19 protein-coding genes are annotated in these 19,184 nt (G+C 70.7%); 6 read left to right on the top strand and 13 right to left on the bottom strand.

Annotation, left to right across the window (positions count from 1 at the left end; genetic code table 11):
• Positions 1–44 precede the first annotated feature (44 nt).
• The 5 genes from ACFPZJ_RS10100 to ACFPZJ_RS10080 all read right to left on the bottom strand — a co-directional run bounded on the left by ACFPZJ_RS10100 (position 45) and on the right by ACFPZJ_RS10080 (position 3,880).
• On the bottom strand, positions 45–818 hold the full coding sequence (locus ACFPZJ_RS10100) for an SDR family NAD(P)-dependent oxidoreductase (protein ID WP_381019705.1): 774 nt from the start codon (positions 816–818) through the stop codon (positions 45–47).
• Entirely contained in the window at positions 815–2,266 is a 1,452-nt protein-coding gene (locus ACFPZJ_RS10095; RefSeq protein ID WP_381019704.1) for an FAD-binding oxidoreductase, read from the bottom strand. Before ACFPZJ_RS10095 ends, ACFPZJ_RS10100 begins: the two co-directional genes overlap by 4 nt.
• Positions 2,266–2,634: a hypothetical protein gene (locus tag ACFPZJ_RS10090; protein ID WP_381019702.1), complete on the bottom strand. Its 369-nt coding sequence runs from the start codon at positions 2,632–2,634 to the stop codon at positions 2,266–2,268. The genes ACFPZJ_RS10095 and ACFPZJ_RS10090 overlap by 1 nt, the downstream gene beginning before the upstream one ends.
• Before the next feature lie 353 nt (positions 2,635–2,987).
• Positions 2,988–3,527, bottom strand: a complete 540-nt coding sequence (locus tag ACFPZJ_RS10085; RefSeq protein WP_381019700.1) for an O-methyltransferase — start codon at positions 3,525–3,527, stop codon at positions 2,988–2,990.
• Positions 3,528–3,634: 107 nt separating this feature from the next.
• Positions 3,635–3,880, bottom strand: a complete 246-nt coding sequence (locus ACFPZJ_RS10080; RefSeq protein WP_381019698.1) for a hypothetical protein — start codon at positions 3,878–3,880, stop codon at positions 3,635–3,637.
• A 351-nt stretch (positions 3,881–4,231) separates the two neighbouring features.
• Between ACFPZJ_RS10080 and ACFPZJ_RS10075 the strand changes: the two genes are divergently transcribed.
• The 4 genes from ACFPZJ_RS10075 to ACFPZJ_RS10060 all read left to right on the top strand — a co-directional run bounded on the left by ACFPZJ_RS10075 (position 4,232) and on the right by ACFPZJ_RS10060 (position 6,388).
• Positions 4,232–4,399 carry a hypothetical protein gene (locus tag ACFPZJ_RS10075; protein ID WP_381019697.1) on the top strand — a complete coding sequence of 56 codons (168 nt, stop codon included), beginning with the start codon at positions 4,232–4,234 and terminating at the stop codon, positions 4,397–4,399.
• 171 nt (positions 4,400–4,570) lie between these two features.
• Positions 4,571–5,263 carry a hypothetical protein gene (locus ACFPZJ_RS10070; RefSeq protein ID WP_381019695.1) on the top strand — a complete coding sequence of 231 codons (693 nt, stop codon included), beginning with the start codon at positions 4,571–4,573 and terminating at the stop codon, positions 5,261–5,263.
• Positions 5,260–5,970 (top strand): hypothetical protein, encoded by a 711-nt coding sequence (locus ACFPZJ_RS10065; protein WP_381019693.1) that lies wholly within the window; start codon positions 5,260–5,262, stop codon positions 5,968–5,970. The genes ACFPZJ_RS10070 and ACFPZJ_RS10065 overlap by 4 nt, the downstream gene beginning before the upstream one ends.
• Before the next feature lie 25 nt (positions 5,971–5,995).
• Positions 5,996–6,388, top strand: coding sequence for a hypothetical protein (locus tag ACFPZJ_RS10060; protein ID WP_381019692.1), 393 nt, complete (start codon positions 5,996–5,998; stop codon positions 6,386–6,388).
• Positions 6,389–6,855: 467 nt separating this feature from the next.
• On the opposite strand, the gene ACFPZJ_RS10055 is transcribed toward ACFPZJ_RS10060, so the two are convergent.
• The 5 genes from ACFPZJ_RS10055 to ACFPZJ_RS10035 all read right to left on the bottom strand — a co-directional run bounded on the left by ACFPZJ_RS10055 (position 6,856) and on the right by ACFPZJ_RS10035 (position 14,607).
• Positions 6,856–9,927, bottom strand: coding sequence for an FG-GAP-like repeat-containing protein (locus ACFPZJ_RS10055; RefSeq protein ID WP_381019691.1), 3,072 nt, complete (start codon positions 9,925–9,927; stop codon positions 6,856–6,858).
• Between the two features lie 239 nt (positions 9,928–10,166).
• Positions 10,167–10,493: a C2 domain-containing protein gene (locus ACFPZJ_RS10050; RefSeq protein ID WP_381019689.1), complete on the bottom strand. Its 327-nt coding sequence runs from the start codon at positions 10,491–10,493 to the stop codon at positions 10,167–10,169.
• Between the two features lie 329 nt (positions 10,494–10,822).
• Complete coding sequence (locus ACFPZJ_RS10045; RefSeq protein WP_381020168.1) at positions 10,823–12,154, bottom strand: phosphatase PAP2 family protein; 1,332 nt, start codon at positions 12,152–12,154, stop codon at positions 10,823–10,825.
• Between the two features lie 1,038 nt (positions 12,155–13,192).
• Entirely contained in the window at positions 13,193–14,302 is a 1,110-nt protein-coding gene (arsB, locus tag ACFPZJ_RS10040; RefSeq protein ID WP_381019688.1) for an ACR3 family arsenite efflux transporter, read from the bottom strand.
• The gene (locus tag ACFPZJ_RS10035; protein WP_381019686.1) at positions 14,299–14,607 is read right to left on the bottom strand and encodes an ArsR/SmtB family transcription factor; all 309 of its coding nucleotides are present in this window, start codon (positions 14,605–14,607) and stop codon (positions 14,299–14,301) included. Before ACFPZJ_RS10035 ends, arsB begins: the two co-directional genes overlap by 4 nt.
• Before the next feature lie 69 nt (positions 14,608–14,676).
• Between ACFPZJ_RS10035 and ACFPZJ_RS10030 the strand changes: the two genes are divergently transcribed.
• Positions 14,677–15,099 carry an arsenate reductase ArsC gene (locus ACFPZJ_RS10030; protein ID WP_381019685.1) on the top strand — a complete coding sequence of 141 codons (423 nt, stop codon included), beginning with the start codon at positions 14,677–14,679 and terminating at the stop codon, positions 15,097–15,099.
• Positions 15,100–15,240: 141 nt separating this feature from the next.
• Here ACFPZJ_RS10030 and ACFPZJ_RS10025 read toward each other — a convergent pair whose 3' ends face one another.
• Entirely contained in the window at positions 15,241–16,383 is a 1,143-nt protein-coding gene (locus ACFPZJ_RS10025) for a glutathione-independent formaldehyde dehydrogenase (protein WP_381019683.1), read from the bottom strand.
• 132 nt (positions 16,384–16,515) lie between these two features.
• Between ACFPZJ_RS10025 and ACFPZJ_RS10020 the strand changes: the two genes are divergently transcribed.
• Positions 16,516–16,707 (top strand): hypothetical protein, encoded by a 192-nt coding sequence (locus tag ACFPZJ_RS10020; protein WP_381019681.1) that lies wholly within the window; start codon positions 16,516–16,518, stop codon positions 16,705–16,707.
• A gap of 72 nt (positions 16,708–16,779) precedes the next feature.
• Here the strand turns inward: ACFPZJ_RS10020 and ACFPZJ_RS10015 are convergent, their stop codons facing one another.
• Positions 16,780–17,982: an NAD(P)/FAD-dependent oxidoreductase gene (locus ACFPZJ_RS10015; protein ID WP_381019679.1), complete on the bottom strand. Its 1,203-nt coding sequence runs from the start codon at positions 17,980–17,982 to the stop codon at positions 16,780–16,782.
• Positions 17,983–18,075: 93 nt separating this feature from the next.
• Complete coding sequence (locus ACFPZJ_RS10010; protein ID WP_381019677.1) at positions 18,076–19,023, bottom strand: RNA polymerase sigma-70 factor; 948 nt, start codon at positions 19,021–19,023, stop codon at positions 18,076–18,078.
• Positions 19,024–19,184: the final 161 nt, after the last annotated feature.

Genomic DNA, 19,184 nt, shown 5'->3' with positions numbered 1-19,184 from the left:
CCTGGAGAGCGGCGGGGCCCGGTACCGGCGGTGCACCGGTGAGTTCAGGCCCCCCCGGTGACCCGGAGCGTCTCGCCGTTGGTGTTGCCGTTGGCAGCCGACCCGAGGAAGACGACCGCCCGGGCCACGTCCTCGGGCGCGGACATCCGGCCCGACGGCAACGTCCTGCCCTTCTCCTCCAGGAAACCCGGGGGCACGTGCGCCCGCACGGTCTCGGTGCTGGTCTGACCCGGCACCACCATGTTGACCAGGATCCCGTCGGGACCCAGCTCCCAGGCCAGGCTGCGCATCAGCCCGAAGAGCGCGGACTTGCCCGCGCCGTAGGCCCCCGCCCCGGCCTTGCCGGTGTCCGCGAGACCCGCGCCGAGCAGCACGATCCGCCCCCACGGGCGTCCACGCATCGACGGCAGCACCGCCTGAAGCGTGTGGAACACGGCGTCGACGGAATTGCGCAGCACCTCCTGCCACTGCTTCGCCGGTACGTCCTCGAAGCGCGGCACCGGCTGCCCGGGCCGCGGGATCGCCTCGCTCCAGACCACCGCGTTGGCCACCAGCACGTCGATGCCGCCCCACTCCTCGGCGACCCGCCCCACGGCCTCCCGTATGCACCGCTCGTCGGCGAGGTCGTAGCGCACCACCAGTGGCGTGCCGCCCGCCTCGGTCACCAGCCGGGCCGTCTCCCGGGCCCCGTCCTCATTGCTGTGGTACGTGATCGCGACCCTGGCCCCCTCCTCCCCGTACGCCACGGCGGTCGCCCGGCCGATGCCAGAGGAGGCACCGGTGACCAGCACGACCTTGTTCCGCAGATCCGTCCTCATGACTCCACCTCGGTCGTCGGGGCACGGTGGCCGATGCTCTGCGCGTGCCGGAAGAAGTCCTCCGGGTCATAAGCCCGCTTCACCGCGCGCAGCCGGAGACGGTTCGCGCCGAAGTACTCCGTCTCCCAGTCCCCGCCCACCCGCGAGCTGGGGAAGTTGATGTACGAGCCGCAGGAGAGCGGCGTGAGGGCCGCCGCCGCACGGTCGGCCAGCGCGGTCAGCCGCGCCGGTGCCGCCGGATCCTGTGCCACCTCACGGCAGGCGAACTGATAGCCGATCAGGAACCGGGCGTCCCGGTGCGCGTAGGCGGTCGCGGTGCTCGGCACCCGGCTCGCCGCACCGCCCAGCGCGATGCACAGCAGATAGCGTTCCTGACCCACCGCGTCCAGCGCGGGATCCCAGGCGTCCAGCAGCGCCTCCGACTCCGCCCGGGTCGCGGCCCGACCGGTCAGGCGATAGCTCTGCCGGGTGTACGGATGCCGGTGCCCCTCGGCCTCGGGCCCGGTTCCGGTACGACGGCACTGGGCCACCGACTTCGAGCCGCACAGCGCCTCGTGCATCACCTCGGCGTACCCGCCCCGCGCACCGACGGTCCTGCTCAGCGGCTTGCACCCGGCCCGTTCGGCCAGCTCGTCCAGCCCGTCGCGCAGCGCCTCGTCCGTACCCAGGTGCACGCCCCAGACACGGACCACGGGACGCCCGCCGGGCCCGAACATGCCCGGCAGCACCACCAGCGAGGTGCCGAGCTCGTCGGGGCCGTCGACGGCCCACTCCTGCCAGGCCGTCAGCACCTCCAGGGCGTCGTCGTACGCCCACAGCGTCTCGAAGCCGGTCAGCGTGGGCGCCTCGATCGAGCGCACCGCGAACTCCGTTACCACCCCGAAGGTGCCTCCACCGCCACCGCGCAGCGCCCAGTGCAGGTCGGGTTCCTCGGTGGGCGAGCAGCGAACACTCCTGCCGTCCGCGAGCACCACGCGCGCCGCGGTGACCCGGTCGCTGCCCAGCCCGAACCTCCGTGTCTGCCAGCCGATCCCGCCTCCGGTCAGGAATCCGCCCGCGGCGACCGTGGGAAACGTCCCGGTGACGATCTGCCGCCCCTGGGTCCGCAGGGCGTCCAGCGCGTCCAGTGACTGGACGCCCGCCCCGAGCCGCACCACGGACCCCTCGGCGACGGCGTGGTTCATCCGGGACAGGTCGACGACCAGCCCCTCACCGGTCGACCAGCCGTTGAAGCTGTGGCCGCCGCCCCGGACGTGCAGCCGCACCCCCTGCTCCCGGGCATGGCGCACGCACAGCGCGACATCCCGCTCGGAGGCGCAGTACGCGACGGCGTACGGCTCGATCGTGTCGTACTCGGTGTTCTGGAGCTGTCTGGCCAGAGCGAAGCCCGCCTCGTCCGGGGAGACCAGGTCCCCGTCGAGCCGGTCCCGCAGCGCCGCCGCCCGCATCAGTCGTCGATGCCGAACTTGCCGGCGGTCACCTTGGAGCCGGCGTGCCCGCGCAGCTTGGTGCCCTGCGGGTCGAAGAACTCGGCGCCGCCGGTGCCCTGCCACTCGGTGTCCGAGACGAACTCGCCCGACACCCGGACATGCGCCTCCCCCACGTGCTTGCCCTCGGGATCGGCGGCCAGGATGTGGAAGCCGTACTCGAAGGTGTCCGGGCCCGTGGCACGCCAGGTGCCCAGGCCGATGTTCTTCGTGTTGAGCTGGGTGGAGACGACCGTGCCGTCCGCCGAGAAGCAGACCAGCCCGGGAACCGCCTTCCCGTCGTCGTCCAACTGCGTGGTCCAGGTGCCGACCAGCCGTGCGTCGCTCATCACAGATCTCCTCGATTCTCTGGGGGAACTGGGGCAGTGGGATGTCCCGGCCAGGCTTCCGGCCCCCTCTCAAGACCCGCTCGAAACGCCCTGTAGCTGGACGGCTCCTCCTGCGGAGGCCACCACTGGGGCCCGAACTCCGGATGCCAGGGCACCGCCACCTGCGTGGCCCCGAGAGCCACCAGGGCCCGGTACGACGGCAGCAGGAGGTAGCGCACCAGCCCCCGCCACACAGCGCCCGAAGCGGTGCCGCGGGACGGGACGGCGATCTTGTCGGGATGCCCCTCGGGGAGGAACTCCGGGTCGAACGGACGAAGGGACACGGCACTCCTAGGTGTCGATGCGCGAAGTCGTCAAGCAGCGCGTACGGCCATCTCCACACCGCCGTCGATGGGAAGGGGCAGCGACACATAGCCGCTGCCGGAAGACCGGACGTGGGCGAGAAACCCCGCGCACAGCGTCTGCAGGTCCCGCACACCGTGAGCCACCACCATCGCGCCTGGCAGCATCCGGGGCTCCACCAGCTTCAGCAGCGGGAGGAAGGACTCCGGCGGGCCGGCGAGCAGCAGCAGATCGACAGGTCCGGGGACGGTCGCCTGCAACCGCTCGGGACCGCCCACCCGCACCTGCGCGTACTGTCCGAGTCCGGCCTTCTCGACCGCCGCCGCGGCGGCCTCGGCGCGTACCGTGTCCGGTTCGCAGCAGATGACACGGCCGTGCCCGTTCTCGCTCATCGCCGCGGCGAGCCCGGCGGTGAACGACTCGTACGGACAGCCGATCTGAAGCACATTGAGCGGTCCGGCCGCCAGCACCAACTGCCGGAGGAGGATTCCGGTGGCGGCTTCGACGGAAGGCACGGCGGAGCATTCGGTGGAAGAAGCGGCGTTGGGCATGCGGGACTCCCCGTCACGAGGTTCGAGACATCGAGGTCTCTCGGCCCGAGCGTGACAAATACCCGCCCTCACGGGCGATGTCCCTGGATGCCTTCCCGAGCGAGACTTCAGCCGCGCTCCAGACCCGCACCGGCCGGGCAGTGCGCGTGCGTTCGACGACACCGCCTGATCGCACATGCCGGGCTGGTCCCCGCGATCCGGCCGGCCGAGCGGTGCGGGCCGGTCGCTCTGGTGGCCGCGAAGGCGAGGTCGACCGGCGCGAAGAACGGCGCCGGGGCGGCCGCCGAGGCGAAGGTCATGAGCATCGTGGTCGCGATGGCGGCCGGGGCGGACGGCACCGATGACCTGAACATGCTGCGTCATGGTGGGCCGGCCCGGTGATGCGGCGGGGCACGTGCCCCGTCGACGCCGGGCACGTTCCTGCGCGTTCCCCCCTGGGCGCACCTACGCGACTGGAGTCGGCAGCAGGTGCGTTCCCCTGCGATCTCGCCGCACATCCCGACCTGGTCCCACAGGGGACGAGGTCGTGTTCGTCGACATCGACTCGAAGGCCAAGCAGGTCTACGGCCGGCCGAGCAGGGCGTCTCCTTCGGCCACACGAACAGCGTGGCCTGCGCTGCCAGAGGTGCCGTAGCGGAGTCGCCTGCCGGTGGCTGATCCGCCCCGAGCCGCCTCAGTGCGGCGGAGCCGAGGCTGCCGTCAGCATGGAGTGGGCTCGCCCAGTCGCCGACCGCCTCCCGCCGCTCGCTCCACGCACCGAGGGCACCGAGGGCACCGAGGGCACCGAGGGCACCGGAGGTGAACGCATCGGGCTGGGCCGTGTCGCCCATGTGGGCCGCCTGCGGGGCGTTCAGCTCCTGCCCAGCGCGTGAGAGACCTGCCTCACGCTTCGCCGCTTACCGCCGCACCGCCGTCTCTCGTGACACTTCCATGAGTTCGCCGCCACCCGGGACGGCGAGGACACCGAATCCGCGCGTCCTGGCGCCTCCTGGCTGCCAGACCTCACCGGCGTACCAGGCACCGTGCTCCAGTTCCTCGGGCCAGTGGCGGACGACAAACTGGCGCCCAAGGAGCCGGGGTGGTTCAGCAAGACCCTTGAGGGCATCGGGGATGCCCTCAAGCAGGTGGGACAGTTCCTGCTGGACCACGCCGGAACCATCGGGGCCATCGCCGGCCTCCTCGCGCTCTTCCCCACTCCCCTTGCTCCTGCCTTCGCGGCCATAGCGATCGTGGCCAGCGCTGCGGCGTTGAGCAAGAACCTCGCGAGCGAGGACTTCAGGGATTCGCTCATGGGTGAGCACGGGTGGAAAGCGGGTCTGACCGCATGGGGTTCGGTCGTGGGCGACACCCTGGGGGTCGTACCGGGAGTCGGCATCCTGGCCCGGGCGGGAAGCGAGGTGGGACTGGCGGCAGCGGTTGCCCGGGAGGGCGGTGAAGCCATGTCGCTGGGTTCCAAGGTCACTTCCTTCGCCTCCGAAGTGAAGGCCGTCAACTGGGACAGGGCCGTGGATGTCGCCACCAGCCCCAGCAAGGTGCGCGACTGGGCCCTCAACGGTGTGAACGCGACTGCGAACGTGGTCTCCTCGGCCGAGACTGCCGGGTTGCTGCCGGACGACGGCATCGGCCACGACTCCACAGAGGCCACCAAGGCGGGCGTGGCCCTGTCCGGCGCGGCGGGCACGCTCGGGACCTTCGGTACGGACATCGCCGAGCTCGCGGGGAGTATCCGGCTGTGAACACCCGACTCGGCGTCGCGAACACGGACACCGGTCCGAGGCCGCAGTTCTGGTACGGGCTCCCCCGCGGGTATCTGGAACTGGACCTGAACCCGACGGAGGAGGGGGTCGCGGAACTGGCCCGGCAGATCAGCGCACTGCCCGAGGAGGCCCGCGACCGGGCGGACGAGACATTCCGTCTCTACGCCATGACCGTACTGCTCCTGCAGAAGCAGCCGGTGGCGGTGTGCGCGCTCGGCATGCATCCCGATGGCAACGGAAAGGCTTCGCTGTCGGTCCTCACCATCTCAGCCTTCCCGTCCGGTGGTGTGAACCCCAAGCGTGTCCTCGCCGGCATGGTGGGAGGCCATGCGGGAGGGAACGCGAGCAACGGCATGCAGCCCATCGAACTGCCCGTGGGCATCGGGTTCCTGACCGAGCAGGTGCGTAGGACGGTGGCACCCGGCGTGCCGCCCGAAGGTCAGGAGGGCCCCTTGGAGGGTTCGGTCTGGCAGGGAACGGTGGCCGTACCGGAGCCCCGTACGTCGTCGATCATCACCGTGCAGCTGGTGACCTCGTCGGTCGAACTCGCCGACGACTACCGCTCGGTGCTGCTCGGCACTGCCCGCACGCTGACGTTCACGGACCCGACGGCCGAAGCGGATCAGGGGACTGGGCCTGTGACTCCCGGTTCCGCGGCGGAAGCCATGCAGTCCGACTTCGGGTGATCACGGAGAGGCGGGAAGGAGCGCCGTGCAAGAGGAGACCCGCTCGCCCTGCGGGACGGGCGGAACTGATTTCCAGGGTGCTGTGAAGCGTCACCGCACCAGGGCGCTGAAGCGTTTCGCGAAACGTGCAGCAATGTTCGGGCCCATGTGGTTGCAGATCTTCGTGACGCGCACCGACTATCTGCTCCCGATCGCCATCGTAGGGTTCCTCGGCCTTCTCATCTCGGCGATCCGTCTGTCGAGCGCCCTCTCCTGGACCCGGAGATGCTCGCGCCTCTTCCGTACCTACCCGATCGCCTTCCGCGGCCCGGTCCAGCAGATGGGCATCGAAAGGAACAACTGCTTCATCATCAAGCTCGGCAGGGACGGCTCGGGATCTCCCACCATGACGGGCACCAACGTGTCGGGCAAAGGGTGACCGACGAGCGGCGATGCGGGCATCTGGTTCGCCGGCGATGACCTCTTCGGAGGCGCCGCCCTCGTCCCAACCACCGGCGAACTGCTGTTCATGCAACCTCACGACTGGCCACTGACGTCGGAACAGCGAGCGAACGCCCCGGCGGACCGCATCGCCAGGGCGAGACAGGCCGGCATCAAGGGATACGTCTCTCTTCGCTCGTAGCACGTGGACGCATGGACCGCCCCGGCGGGTGTCCCCGCTCCGCTCCGCAGAGAGACCGGGGCGGCCACGGTCGGGCCGCCACCCGTCACGCCGCTTCGCGGAACGGTGACCCGGATCAGCGACAGACCGCGACAGGTCGGGGCCCGCGCATCCGGGCCCCCAGGCCTCCGGCGGTCGGGGCACGCTGGGCCCGGTCGCCCGCTCCATGACGAAGGCCCAGGTCACCGACCTGGGCCTTCGTGTCGCGCGTGGCGGTCAGTGGCTCAGAAGACGCCCTTGTAGCTCTGCCAGCCGTCGGCGATCTTCGTGCGGCCGCCGAAGGAGCCCTTGCCGTTGCCTTTGTTGCGCCACACACTGCCGGAGCTGTCACGGGAGACGAGGTCGGCCCTGCCGTCACCGGTGATGTCGCCCACGCCCACGACGGTGTTGTAGGACGAGCCCCAGTCGTCGAAGACCTTCACGCGGCTTTTGAACCTGCCCGTCGCGGTGCCGTCGTACCGCCACAGTTCGTTCGACTTGTCCTGGGCGAGGAGATCGCCGTGCCCGTCGCCGTTCAGGTCGCCGGCGCCCACGATCTTCTTGTAGCCCGTCCACCCGGAGGCGATCTTCACCCGGGCGGCGAGCGTGCCCGTGCTCGTCGCCTTGTGGAGGTAGACGTCGCCGGTGGAGGACTGGCGGGCGATCAGGTCGGCCCGGCCGTCACCGCTGATGTCTCCCGGTGAGGTCAGCACGTCGTACTGGTTCCAGCCCGTCCCCAGCGAGGTGTACGCGGTGGACGGGGTCGGCGCCGCACCGCAGGCGGGACGGTAGGCGCGCAGCGCCCCGCTGCTGAGCCGGACGAGCACGTCGTTGCAGCGGTCGCCGCTCAGGTCGCCGAAGGGCACCGCCTTCACGGTCGTCGGCCAGCCGGAGCCCGTCTTCTTCGCGGTGAAGGTTCCGGTGCCGGTCCCGTACTGGTAGGTCAGGCCGCCGGAGCCGTTCAGGGTCAGCAGTTCGCCGTGGCCGTCCGACGTGGCGAAGTCCCGCCGGACCGGGGCGGCGCCGGTGATCCCGACCGTGCCGGTCTTCGTCAGGGCCGCGCCCCGGCCGTCCGCCGGGGCGGCGTTCAGCGTCCAGGTGTACGCGCCGTTGGGGACGAGCCTGCCGGCCGCGTCCTTGCCGTTCCACGACGCGCGGAGCACGCCGCGTGCCGTGCCGCCGGACAGGGAACGGACGGTCGTGCCGGTCGCCTTGTGCTTGATCACGAGCTGCCAGGAGGCGGCCGGCTTCGACGGCCACCACCTGGGGCTCCAGAGCGCGGCGCCGCCCTTGACGTCGGCCGACCCGGCGACGGACGCGTCGAGCTGGGTGAGCGGCGAGACGGGGATGCCGCTGGACACCAGGTGGATGTCGTGCTTGCCGTCGACGTACGCGATCAGGCCGGTGTGCGGGTCCACGTCCCAGGCCTGCCAGGACACCTGGGCGGGCACCGTGTGCGACACGGGCGTGCCGGTACGGACGTCGGTCACCTTCAACCCGCCGTCCACGGCGGTCACGACGAATCCGTCCCCGAGTTCCGCGGGCCCCCAGGCACCCTGGGTGAGGGTCAGTGAGGTCTTCGCGACGGTGTCGTAGACGCCCTGCGCCTCGCGCGAGCCCACGCACGACCACAGCAGCCAGCGCCCGACGGCCTGCAGGTTCTCCAGCATGCAGCCGCTGCCGAACCACACCGCCTCGCCCCGCCTGCCCGTGCGGACGTCGACCGGCACGACGCTGTTGGTGTTCTCGCGCACCCACAGGGTGGTGCCCCACAGCGCGTTGCCGTGCTGCGCCGAGGTCAGCACCGTGCCGCCCGTGTCGAGGTCGACGACGCGCGTCTGCGACCCGGCCTCCTCGGTGTACTCGGTGGCCATCGCGGCGTGGCGGCCCTTGGCGTCCCACACGCGGACGTAGGGGTGCGTGGCGTCGACGGGCGTGCCGGGCAGCGAGCCCGTCGGCTGCACGACCCGGGGTACGCGGTCGCCGCCCGAGTCCCACAGGTTCCAGACGACCGTACGGCCGTCGCCGCTGTTCACGATCCACGGGTCGGGCGTGTCGGCGGTGGTGGCGCCGTGGGAGGTACGGGGGCCGACGGTGATGCCGTCGGGGGTGACGTCGACCGGTCGGCTGTGGAGGAGCGTTCGGCCTTCGTCGACGTCCCGTTTGAGCACGGTCAGCCGGCCGCCCTCGAGGGTGATGTCGTTGACGGGCTCGGGCCAGGGCTTGAGTGCCGCGGCGGCGACCCGTTGAACCACGGGCTTGCCGTCGGAGCCCGCCCGGACCAGGTTGACCCCCCAGTCGGCGACGTCGGGGCCGCTGCCGGGCACCAGGAGTCCGCCGTCGGGCGTCGGGACGGCCAGGGCGAGGCTCTCGGACCGGTCCAGCACGGTGCCCGTCGTGGAGCCGTCGGGGGCGACCGCGTCGACCCGCCACACGGGCAGGCTGCCGTCCCTCGCGCCGAGCGAGGAGTCGTACCGGGAGACGAGGAGCGTGTCGCCCACCATGCCCAGCAGATGGGACGCCACGTCGTTCTTCAGCGGCACGGTACGGACGGCGGTGGTCAGGTCGTCGCGGGAGTAGACGGAGACGGTGTCGGTGCCGTTCCAGGACAGCAGGTGGGTGGCGGTCAGGACGGTGCGGGCGGTGGCGGTGACGATCGGGTTGTACGGCAGCTCGACCAGCCGGCCCTCGTCGGCGTCGAGCCAGCCGCTCTTGTTCTCCCCGTCGATCCGGTACTGGACGATCATGCCGTGGGCGTCCGCCACGGGTGAGTCGCCTTCGTTCAGGGAGCTGATGCCGGCCGGGACGTCGGCCACCACGCGGTCGCGCACCGTGCCGTCGTCCTGGCGGTCGAGCAGGTGCCAGGACCAGCCGCCCGTCGAGGCGGTGGTCACCACGGTTCGTCCGAGCGTGCCCCGGTAGGTGTGGCCCTCCGGTACCGCGATCGTCGTGACCGCTCCCGCGTCCGCCATGTCCCGCAGCGTCACGGTCCCCGTGGCTCTGTCGTGACGGGCGACGACGTCCGATCCGGCGCCGAGCTCCGGCATGCCCCAGACCTCGGTGGCCGCGGAGTCGACCACCGTGTCCGCGCCGGTGTAGGTGGTCCACAGGTGGCCGCGTCCGGGTTCGTAGCGCAGGAACCCGGACGGTCCCGCGCTGAACAGGGCGGTCCCCGGCAGGATGTAGGTGTCGGCCGGGATGACCGCCTGCGCGGCCGTCTCCGCGTGCGCGTCGAAGGCCAGCGGTCCGATGGCCAGGGCCAGCGTGAGCGATGTGGCGGCGGCTATGCCGCCACGCAGCAGGGCAGGTCTGCCCACTCGGTTCCTCCACAGGGACAAGGGAGTACGGAAGCTCGTTGGACGGAGGGTGCGGCGGCAGGCCGACGAGTCGTTGATGGCCGAACTTCCGTAGACAGGTGGCCGGATCCTAACAGTGGGCCAGCCAGGTCATGACAAGCGAGGACCGGAGCGGGCCATGACCCGGTGCGGGGCACGGCCGCGACAAGAGCAGGCCCCGCCGCCCGCAGCGGCGGGGCCTTTCAGTCCCTGTGCCCCGATCAGAAATTGACCGTGGTGTAGTGCAGCGTGTAGTGCGCTTCGTCCCGTGTGAACTCACCCGTATGCGCGCCCGGTTGCTGATTCGCGGGAATCAGGATGTCTCCCAGGAAGTCGTCCGGGTCGGGCCAGTCTTCCTCCCACAGCTCGACGCGTATGTCACCGGCCGAGATGACCGGCACCTGCATCCACGCGGACGTGTTCTCCACGATGGTGAAGTCTCCCTCGGCAGGCCAGACTCGTTGGCCGCCGGCCCTCAGCTGGACTTCGTCCTCGGTTGCGTCTTCCATTTTGTGACAGTGCAACCGATTGAATACGGCCAGAAGCATGGGACCCTCCTTGAATTACCCTGTCCCTGTTTCTCCTCTCTTCATGACGCCACCACAGCACCTGCCTCGCAACCTATGCGGAACGGTATCGAGGGATTTATAGTGTGCCTCGATGAGTCACGCGTTCCCGCGAAGTGACGGACGAGTTCCCAACCGGTTGAATTCGGCACCACAGAGCCATCAGCGGGCATCCGTGCCGACCACCGCCCCAGGCGCTATGGGCGCAGCACTTTGCATTTCCGGGGCGAGATCGAAAGTGCGCGGGGAGCTCCGCGGATGAGGTGCGCACCGTGACGGTGAGCTCCTCGTCCGGCGCCTGGAGCGTGACGTCAGACCAGTTCCGGTTGCTGTTCGGGGCGCGGCGCCGGTGCCGCCTTCGGTTCCCAGAGCGCGGTGGTCCGTACGTAGCCCTGGATCACCGAGGCCATCGCCAGGACGAGGAGGGGGCCGTACACCCACGGGTGTCTGGCCATCTCCAGCGGCAGATAGCGATAGGACACCAGGAGGGCGGCGAAGACGGTCGCGCCGTAAGCCACCAACTGGATTCCTGCGCGGTCCCAGCCGCGGTCGATGGAGCGCAGGGCTGCCTCGACGGTGAGCGCGAAGACCACGCCGGCGATGAGATCCGCGCCGTAGTGGTAGCCGAATCCCAGCGTCGCGCAGAGCGTGGCGATCAGCCAGAACGTGCCCGCGTAGCGCAGGACCCGCGGGGCCTTCCGGGAGTGGATGAAGATCGCGGTGGCCCATGCCGTGTGCAGGCTGGGCATGCAGTTGCGTGGGGTGATGTCGTCGTACGAGAACGGGTGCGGGGGCGTGATCGGAGGCAGCGTGTCCGGCCACAGGTCGGCCAGCGCCCAGTGCGCGCCGCCGGTGCCGAAGGCGCCGGTGCCGTAGGCGAAGACCGGGCCGACCACCGGGTAGATCATGTAGATGCCCGGGCCGAGGAGGCCGATGGCCAGGAAGGTGCGCACCAGGTGGTGGCGGGGGAAGCGGCGCTCGACCGCCACGTTGCGCAGCTGGTACAGCGCGACGACGACCGCGGCCACGGCGAGCTGGATGTAGACCCAGTCGAGGAGATGGGTGCCGACCGGACCGGTGGCCCTGACGAGCCGGCCCACCAGCCACGACGGGTTGCCGAGGGCCTGATCGGCGGTTGCCACGTACTGGTCGAGCACGGCGGTGCGGGTCTTGGAGGTGATCAGCAGCCAGGTGTCGCCGGTCTTGCGGCCGGCCACCAGCAGCAGGCCCAGCCCTACGCCCTTCAGCAGCAGGATCCGCTCCTGGCCGGTCCGGCGCGTGAACGCGATGACCGCGCAGCCCAGAATCACCCAGAGCGCGCCGTTGCCGAAGGGGTGGCCGTCGGCCGGCATCGCGCCGGCGACCCACCGCACCAGGAGGAAGACGAGGTCGACGCCGATCGCGGCAGCGGCCGCGATGACCCGTTGCCGCCAGGTGAGCACCACCATCGTCAGCGCCATACTGGCGTACAGCAGGGGGCCGGATCTGGGGGCGAAGATCACCTCTTGGACCTGACAGGTGAGGGGCCCCGGCAGGCCGTAGTGCCGCGCGGCGATTTCCAGCGCAATGAAGAATCCAAGGGCCGCCACACTCGCCGTGGCCCACAGTATTACCCGTGGCTGACGCCACGCGGAGCACTTAATTCCGCACCGTATTCGCGAAAATACCCGCGACGCTATAGATATCACTTATTCGACCGATTTGTGAGATTTTGGCTGCGTAAGTTACTTTTCGCGCTCGATGGCATGGCTTTCCGGGGAACGACGGGCGATGGGGGTGTTCGTCGCGAGTTCGAACATGTTATCGGAGTGCTGCGCATTGGTTTAGAGGGGCGCGCGTGATTCGACCGACAGTCGCGCCGGGATGGCGGGAAGCGACCCCGAGTGCCGATACCGGGGGCCGCTTCGCGGGGATGACGGGGCCGTCGGTACGCGCCGCTGGGCGACTGCCGGGCCGCGGCGCCGTGCCGTGCGACGGCGGGCAGGGTGGGGCAACGCCCAGATGCGACGGCAGGCACGGCCGGGCGGCACCCCAGGACTGGGCGACGCAGGCAGCATCGGGCGGCACCCAGGGGCCAGACGACGGCAGGCAGCATCGGGCGGCACCCAGGGGCCGGGCTACCTGATCACGCCCGTAGCGGGCCGGGTGCCGAGTGGGCCTGGACACACGGGACTCACTCGTCGCGGTGCTCGCCGCGCTCCTCCGGCAGCAGCCGCGCCGGCGCCAAAGTCGGTCTCTCCGTACGCAGCTTCACCGTCGCGGCTGACCGCGTACGCCGGCCGGCCGCCGTACCGCGCGGACCCGCAACTACCTGCCCGGCCTCCGGACACCCCCGCCCCGGCCGCGCCGGATGCCCGCCGCGAGACCCCTGCCCCAGCAACGCTGGATGCCCCACTCGGTTCCCCTATGCGGGAGTCACCGTCGAGATGCTCGCCACGTACGCGGACCACGCGCCCCACGTCCGCGCGGATACACCACGGTCTGCCCGGCCTCCGGACCCCCGCCCCGGCCGCGCGGGACGCCCGAGTCGGTCCCCACACAGAGGAGTCACTCTCGTGGCGCCCCCGCGCTTTCCCGCCCCGGCCCCGCCCGACGCGAACTCGGTCTCAACTCACAGGAGTTCACCGTCGGCATCGATGCGCACGGCCGAGGGGAGCCGCCGGGCAGGTGCCGTGCCGGTGTCAGGTGGGCTGAGGGGTCTTTGTCGCCTGCCGGGCGGCGGGGAAGCTGCGTCGCCAGGCGAGCGAGACGTAGACGAGGGCGACCAGGACCGGGACCTCGATCAGGGGGCCGACGACTCCGGACAGGGCCTGGCCGGAGGTGACGCCGAACGTGGCGATCGCCACCGCGATGGCCAGTTCGAAGTTGTTGCCGGCCGCCGTGAAGGCGAGGGTGGCGGTGCGGTCGTAGGCCAGGCCGACGGCCTTGCCGAGGGCGAAGGTGCCGAACCACATCACGGCGAAGTACACCAGCAGCGGCAGCGCGATGCGGGCCACGTCCAGGGGCTGGGAGGTGATCGTCTTCCCCTGGAGGGCGAAGAGGATGACGATCGTGAAGAGCAGGCCGTACAGCGCCCACGGGCCGATCTTCGGGAGGAAGGTGGACTCGTAGTCGGCGCGGCCGAGCTTCTGCTCGCCGATGCGGCGGGTGAGGAAGCCGGCGAGCAGCGGGATGCCGAGGAAGATGACGACGTTCAGGGCGATCTTCCCCATGGAGATGTCGAGGTGTTCGCCCTCGCCCAGGTTCAGCCAGCCGGGCAGCAGGTCGAGGTAGAACCAGCCGAGGAGGCCGAAGGCGAGGACCTGGAAGACGGAGTTGAGGGCGACCAGGACGGCGGCGGCTTCGCGGTCGCCGCAGGCGAGGTCGTTCCAGATGATGACCATGGCGATGCAGCGGGCCAGGCCGACGATGATCAGGCCGGTGCGGTACTCGGGCAGGTCCGGCAGGAAGATCCAGGCCAGTGCGAACATCACGGCCGGGCCGATCAGCCAGTTGATGACCAGCGAGGAGATCATCAGCCTCTTGTCGCCGGTGACCGCGTCGAGCCGGTCGTAGCGGACCTTGGCCAGCACCGGGTACATCATGATCAGCAGGCCGAGCGCGATCGGGAGCGAGATGCCGCCGATCTCGACCTTCGCCAGGGCGTCGTCGAGGCCGGGGACGACCCTGCCGAGGCCGAGGCCGAGGGCCATGGCGAGCAGGATCCAGACGGCGAGGAAACGGTCGAGCGTCGACAGCTTCGCGACGACCGAGGACTCCTCGGCGGTCGCGGCGGTTTCGGTGCGGGTCACGGGCAGGCCCTCTTGTTGTCGGCGGCGGACCGGGCGGACTCGGCGAGGTCGGCGAACCGGCCGGCGAGAGAGGCGATGACGTCCGGGCGGAGCCTGTAGTACGTGTACCGGCCGCACGGCTCCGTCTCGACGACTCCGGCCTCGCGCAGCACTCTCAGATGGTTGGAGAGGTTGGTCTGCTTCGCGCCGGTCTCCTCCACCAGGTGGGTGGTGCACAGCGTCTCTTTGGCCAGCAGGGTCACGATCCGCAGCCTGAGCGGGTCGGCCAGCACCCGGATCAGGTCAGTGTCGACTGACGTCATCATGGGCTGATATTGTCACATCACTCGGACCTGATACCAGTCGGGCCTGACCTGTTCACGAAGGAAGAACCGATGTCCTCCTCCAGCCCGCTCGCCTCCGTGCTGTTCGTGTGCGTCCACAACGCCGGGCGCTCCCAGATGGCCGCCGGATTCCTCACGCACCTCGCGGGCGACCGGATCGAGGTCCGCTCGGCCGGCTCCCTCCCCGGCGACCAGGTCAACCCCGCCGCCGTCGAGGCCATGAAGGAGGTCGGCATCGACATCTCCGGGGCCAGGCCGAAGATCCTGACCACCGAGGCCGTCCAGGCGTCCGACTACGTCATCACGATGGGCTGCGGCGACGCCTGCCCGATCTTCCCCGGCAAGAGGTACCTGGACTGGGCCCTGGAGGACCCGGCCGGCAAGGGCGTCGAGGCCGTCCGCCCCATCCGCGACGAGATCAGGACCCGCATCGAGGCCCTGATCGCCGAGATCGACATCGCGCGGGAGGCGTGACGTCCAGGCCGGACACGGCCGCCAGGGCCGCCCCCACCTCCACGCCGGGCACGGCCGCCAGGACCTGTGCGGAGCCCGTACCGCCCATCACGAACCCCCAGGCCCGTGACCTGGGGGTTCGCCGTTTCCCGCGAGGTGTCCTTACGCCTCCTGCGGGTGCAGTACGACCTTGGTGTAGCCCTCCACTCGCTTGTCGAACTTCTCGTACGCTGACGGCGCCTGGTCGAGGGGCAGTTCGTGCGAGACGACGAAGCTGGGCTGCGCACGGCCCTCGATGATCAGGTCACGCAGCTGACGGTTGTAGCGCTTGACGTTGCACTGGCCCGTGCCCATGCGCAGCCCCTTCTCGAAGAGGCGCCCGATGGCGACCATGAGCATGCCCTGCTTGGCCTGCTCGTCCGGTCCGCCCGGGTCGCGCGGGACGTACAGACCCGGCACACCGAGCGCACCCGTCGGCCGGACCGTATCCACCAGCGAGTTCAGCACCGTCGCCGGCTCCTCACGGTCCTCTCCACGCGCCTGGGCCTGGTAGCCGACGGCGTCGATGCCCTTGTCCGTCCCCTCACCCGCGGTCTGCTCCTGGATCTGCTCGACCGGGTTGCCCGCGCTGAAGTCGATCGGTACGGCGCCGATCTCCTCGGCCTTCTGCAGCCGCTCGGCCACCCGGTCGACCACGAACACCTTGCTGGCCCCGCGCAGCATCGCCGAGTAGGCGGCCATCAGCCCGACCGGACCACCGCCGTAGACGGCGACGCTCTCGCCGGGACGCACATCGGCCAGCTCGTTGCCGTGGTAGCCGGTGGGGAAGATGTCGGCGAGCAGGACGAAGTCGGTCTCCTTCTCGGTGCCCTCGGGGAGCTTCAGACAGTTGAAGTCCGCGTAGGGCACCCGTACGTACTCCGCCTGGCCGCCCACATAGGGCCCCATCGCCACATAGCCGTAGGCGCCGCCGGCGAAGCCCGGGTTCACGGTGACGCAGAAGCCGGTGAAGCCCGCCGTGCAGTTCTTGCAGAAGCCGCACGCGACGTTGAACGGCATGACGACCCGGTCCCCACGGCTGAGTGTGGTGACCCCCTCGCCGGCCTCCTCGATGATCCCCAGGTTCTCGTGACCGAAGACGATCCCCGGCTCGGCCGCGGTGCGGCCCTCGTACATGTGCAGGTCGGAGCCGCAGATGGCGGTCGAGGTGACACGTACGATCACGTCGTTCGGGTGCTGGATCCGGGGATCCTCCACTTGCTCGACCGCTACCTCGAACGGTCCCTTGTACACGACAGCCCTCATCGTCGAGCACCTCCGCAATTCGACCGGCCTTTTGTGCTTTTCCTCATATTCCAGACTGGTGCATGATGAGACGATTTGCATCCAAGGACTGCCAAGTCCTGTTTCCGTACGGTTCGGAGAGGATCAAGAACCTTGTCACGACGTCTCGGCGTGCTGCTCGTCCCGGTGTCAGGGCTGTCCGGCACCAGCTATCCGGCGGGGACCCAGGTGGCCATCCGGGGCACCGGAGGATCCGTCGACGGCTTCGTCGGCGGTGACTGGCTGCCGCTCGCCTGGTGGGAGTTCGCGGACACCCAGCCGGCGGAGGACACACCCCACACCTGACCCGCCACCCCACACCTGACCCGGCCCACGGAGCGGGCGTCCCGTAGCACGGCACGCCCGCTCCCGTGTGTGTCAGGCCGCCGTCCTGGCCGCCTGACCGGCCAGGGCCGGTTCCCGCACCACACGGCGGCGGCGGGTCGGCAGCAGCAGCGGGTGGGCGACGCCCCAGGCCGCGCCCTTGCAGATCAGTTCCTTGTAGACGGCGGCGAGGCGTCCGGTCAGGGCCGCCCGGACGGCGCGGTCGTCGGCGGTGACGTACTGGATCAGCCCTTCACGGCGGCCCAGCGAGACGCACTGGTTGAAGTAGCGCAGCGGCGCGTTCGGGAGCTTGCCGCCGGTCAGGCGCGCCGCGATGGCGTCCGCGGCCTGCCAGGCGGTGGGGACGCCCGAGGCGCAGGACATCCGCAGCGGCTTGTCGCCGGGGCCCATCGCCAGGGCCGCGTCGCCGATGGCGTACACGTCCGGGTGGGAGACCGAGCGCATGGTCCGGTCGACCACGATCCGGCCGGTGTCGGTGACCTCCAGCGTGGTGGCCCGCGCGATCGGGTGGACGGCGAAACCGGTGGTCCACAGGGTGACCGCCGCCGGGAGGGACGTGCCGTCGGCGGTCGTGACGTGGTCGGCCTCGACGGCGGTGACCTCGGTGTGCTCATGGACGGTGATGCCGAGCCTGTCGAAGACCTTCCGCAGGTGCCGGCCGCCCTTGGGCGAGAGCCAGTCGCCGAGGCCGCCGCGGGCGGCGAGGGCGACGTCGAGGTCCGGGCGGGCCTCGGCGATCTCGGCCGCGGCCTCCAGGCCGGTCAGGCCGCCGCCGACCACGACCACCGGCTGTCCGGCGTCCAGGCGGGCCAGGCGCTCGCGCAGCCGGAGCGCTCCGGGGCGACTGGCGATCTCGTGGGCGTGCTCGGCGGTGCCGGGGACGCCCTGGTCGTTCCAGCCGCTGCCGAGGGCATACACGAGGGTGTCGTACTCCAGCTTCTCGGCCTCCCCGGCGCCGCTCGGGCCGGTGACGGTGACCGTCCTGCGGTCGACGTCGATGCCGGTGACCTTCGCATGCCTCAGCTCGACGCCGGTGCCCGCGAGCATCTCGCTCAGGGGCCGGGGCCGGAGGTCCTGGCCGACCGCGAGCTGGTGCATCCGGACGCGCTCGACGAAGTCGGGCTCGGCGTTGACGAGGGTGATGGTGACGTCGTCGCGGTACAGCCGCCCGGCGAGGCGTCCGGCGGCGGTCGCTCCGGTGTATCCGGCTCCGAGGACGATGATGCGGTGCTGCATGTCCCTGCTCCTGTCGTCGGCGGGTTCGCCCCTTGAACCGGGCGGCCCGCCGTTTCCTGACAGGAGCAGGATGTGAAGCACCTCACACGGGCGTCAGAAGGCCGCGCGCAGCAGGGGTTCGCCGTGGCCGGTGGCCGCCCATCGCCGGGTCGCGCGTTCGAGCTTGTCGGGGTTGACCTGGCTGCGGACGGCGGCGATGCCCTCGGCCGTCACCTCCAGGCACATGACGCCGACGATGCGGCCGTCGAGGACGGCCACGACGGCGGGCCCGCCGTTGGCGGTCGTGGCGTAGACCTCGGGCGAGCCGCCGAGCAGGGCGCGCTTGGCCTTGCCGGGTGTGAACAGGCCCCGCATGAACTTCGCGACCGCGGCAGCGCCCTGGAACGCCTTGGCGCGGGCCGGGACCTTCCCGCCGCCGTCGCCGATCGAGACGGCGTCCTGGGTGAGCAGCCGTACGAGCGGCTCGGTCCGGCCGCTCGTGGCGGCCGCGAGGAACTCCTCGACGATCCGCCGGGCGGCGGCCTCGTCGATCTCGGTGCGGGCCTTGCCGTCCGCCAGGTGCTTCTTGGCGCGGTGGAAGATCTGCTGGCAGGCGGCCTCGGTGAGGTCGAGGATCCGGGCGATCTCCCGGTGCGGGTAGTCGAAGGCCTCCCGCAGCACGTACACCGCCCGCTCATTGGGGGACAGGCGCTCCAGCAGGGCGAGTACGGCGTACGAGACGGACTCGCGCTGTTCGGCGGTGTCGGCCGGGCCGAGCATCGGGTCTCCGGCGAGCAGCGGCTCGGGCAGCCACTGGCCCACGTAGGTCTCGCGCCGCGCGCGGGCCGAGGTGAGCTGGTTGAGGCAGAGGTTGGTGAGCACCTTGGTCAGCCAGGCCTCGGGGACCTCGATGCGGTCGACGTCGGCGGCCTGCCAGCGCAGGAACGTCTCCTGCACGGCGTCCTCGGCCTCGCTCGCGGAACCGAGGAGGCGGTAGGCGATGGCCTCCAGGCGTGGCCTGGACGCCTCGAACCGCTCCACGTCGTTCATGGTCAGGGCCATGGCCGGGATCCTAGCCCCCGCGCCCGGCCGCGCCCGCCGTCCGGGGCCGTCGCTTGGCGCGCGGACCGCCGGAAGGCTTCGGCGGACGGCGAGGCCCCCGGCACCTCCAGGTCCGCGACCTGCGGGTGCCGGGGGCCTGCGTGGCGCCGGGGCGTGCGTGC

Origin of the sequence: Streptomyces bullii (genome assembly GCF_042657145.1) — a bacterium.
Classification (GTDB): Bacteria; Actinomycetota; Actinomycetes; order Streptomycetales; family Streptomycetaceae; genus Streptomyces; species Streptomyces bullii.
The sequence above is the reverse complement of the archived record's forward strand: the minus strand, read 5'-3'. Positions and strand labels throughout refer to the sequence as shown.

Bases quoted from the DNA above. Each gene is read 5' to 3' on its own strand.
- ACFPZJ_RS10100 (WP_381019705.1), bottom strand. From the start codon at position 818: ATGAGGACGGATCTGCGGAACAAGGTCGTGCTGGTCACCGGTGCCTCC.
- ACFPZJ_RS10095 (WP_381019704.1), bottom strand. From the start codon at position 2,266: ATGCGGGCGGCGGCGCTGCGGGACCGGCTCGACGGGGACCTGGTCTCC.
- ACFPZJ_RS10090 (WP_381019702.1), bottom strand. From the start codon at position 2,634: ATGAGCGACGCACGGCTGGTCGGCACCTGGACCACGCAGTTGGACGAC.
- ACFPZJ_RS10085 (WP_381019700.1), bottom strand. From the start codon at position 3,527: ATGCCCAACGCCGCTTCTTCCACCGAATGCTCCGCCGTGCCTTCCGTC.
- ACFPZJ_RS10080 (WP_381019698.1), bottom strand. From the start codon at position 3,880: ATGTTCAGGTCATCGGTGCCGTCCGCCCCGGCCGCCATCGCGACCACG.
- ACFPZJ_RS10075 (WP_381019697.1), top strand. From the start codon at position 4,232: ATGGAGTGGGCTCGCCCAGTCGCCGACCGCCTCCCGCCGCTCGCTCCA.
- ACFPZJ_RS10050 (WP_381019689.1), bottom strand. From the start codon at position 10,493: ATGCTTCTGGCCGTATTCAATCGGTTGCACTGTCACAAAATGGAAGAC.
- ACFPZJ_RS10035 (WP_381019686.1), bottom strand. From the start codon at position 14,607: ATGATGACGTCAGTCGACACTGACCTGATCCGGGTGCTGGCCGACCCG.
- ACFPZJ_RS10030 (WP_381019685.1), top strand. From the start codon at position 14,677: ATGTCCTCCTCCAGCCCGCTCGCCTCCGTGCTGTTCGTGTGCGTCCAC.
- ACFPZJ_RS10025 (WP_381019683.1), bottom strand. From the start codon at position 16,383: ATGAGGGCTGTCGTGTACAAGGGACCGTTCGAGGTAGCGGTCGAGCAA.
- ACFPZJ_RS10015 (WP_381019679.1), bottom strand. From the start codon at position 17,982: ATGCAGCACCGCATCATCGTCCTCGGAGCCGGATACACCGGAGCGACC.
- ACFPZJ_RS10010 (WP_381019677.1), bottom strand. From the start codon at position 19,023: ATGGCCCTGACCATGAACGACGTGGAGCGGTTCGAGGCGTCCAGGCCA.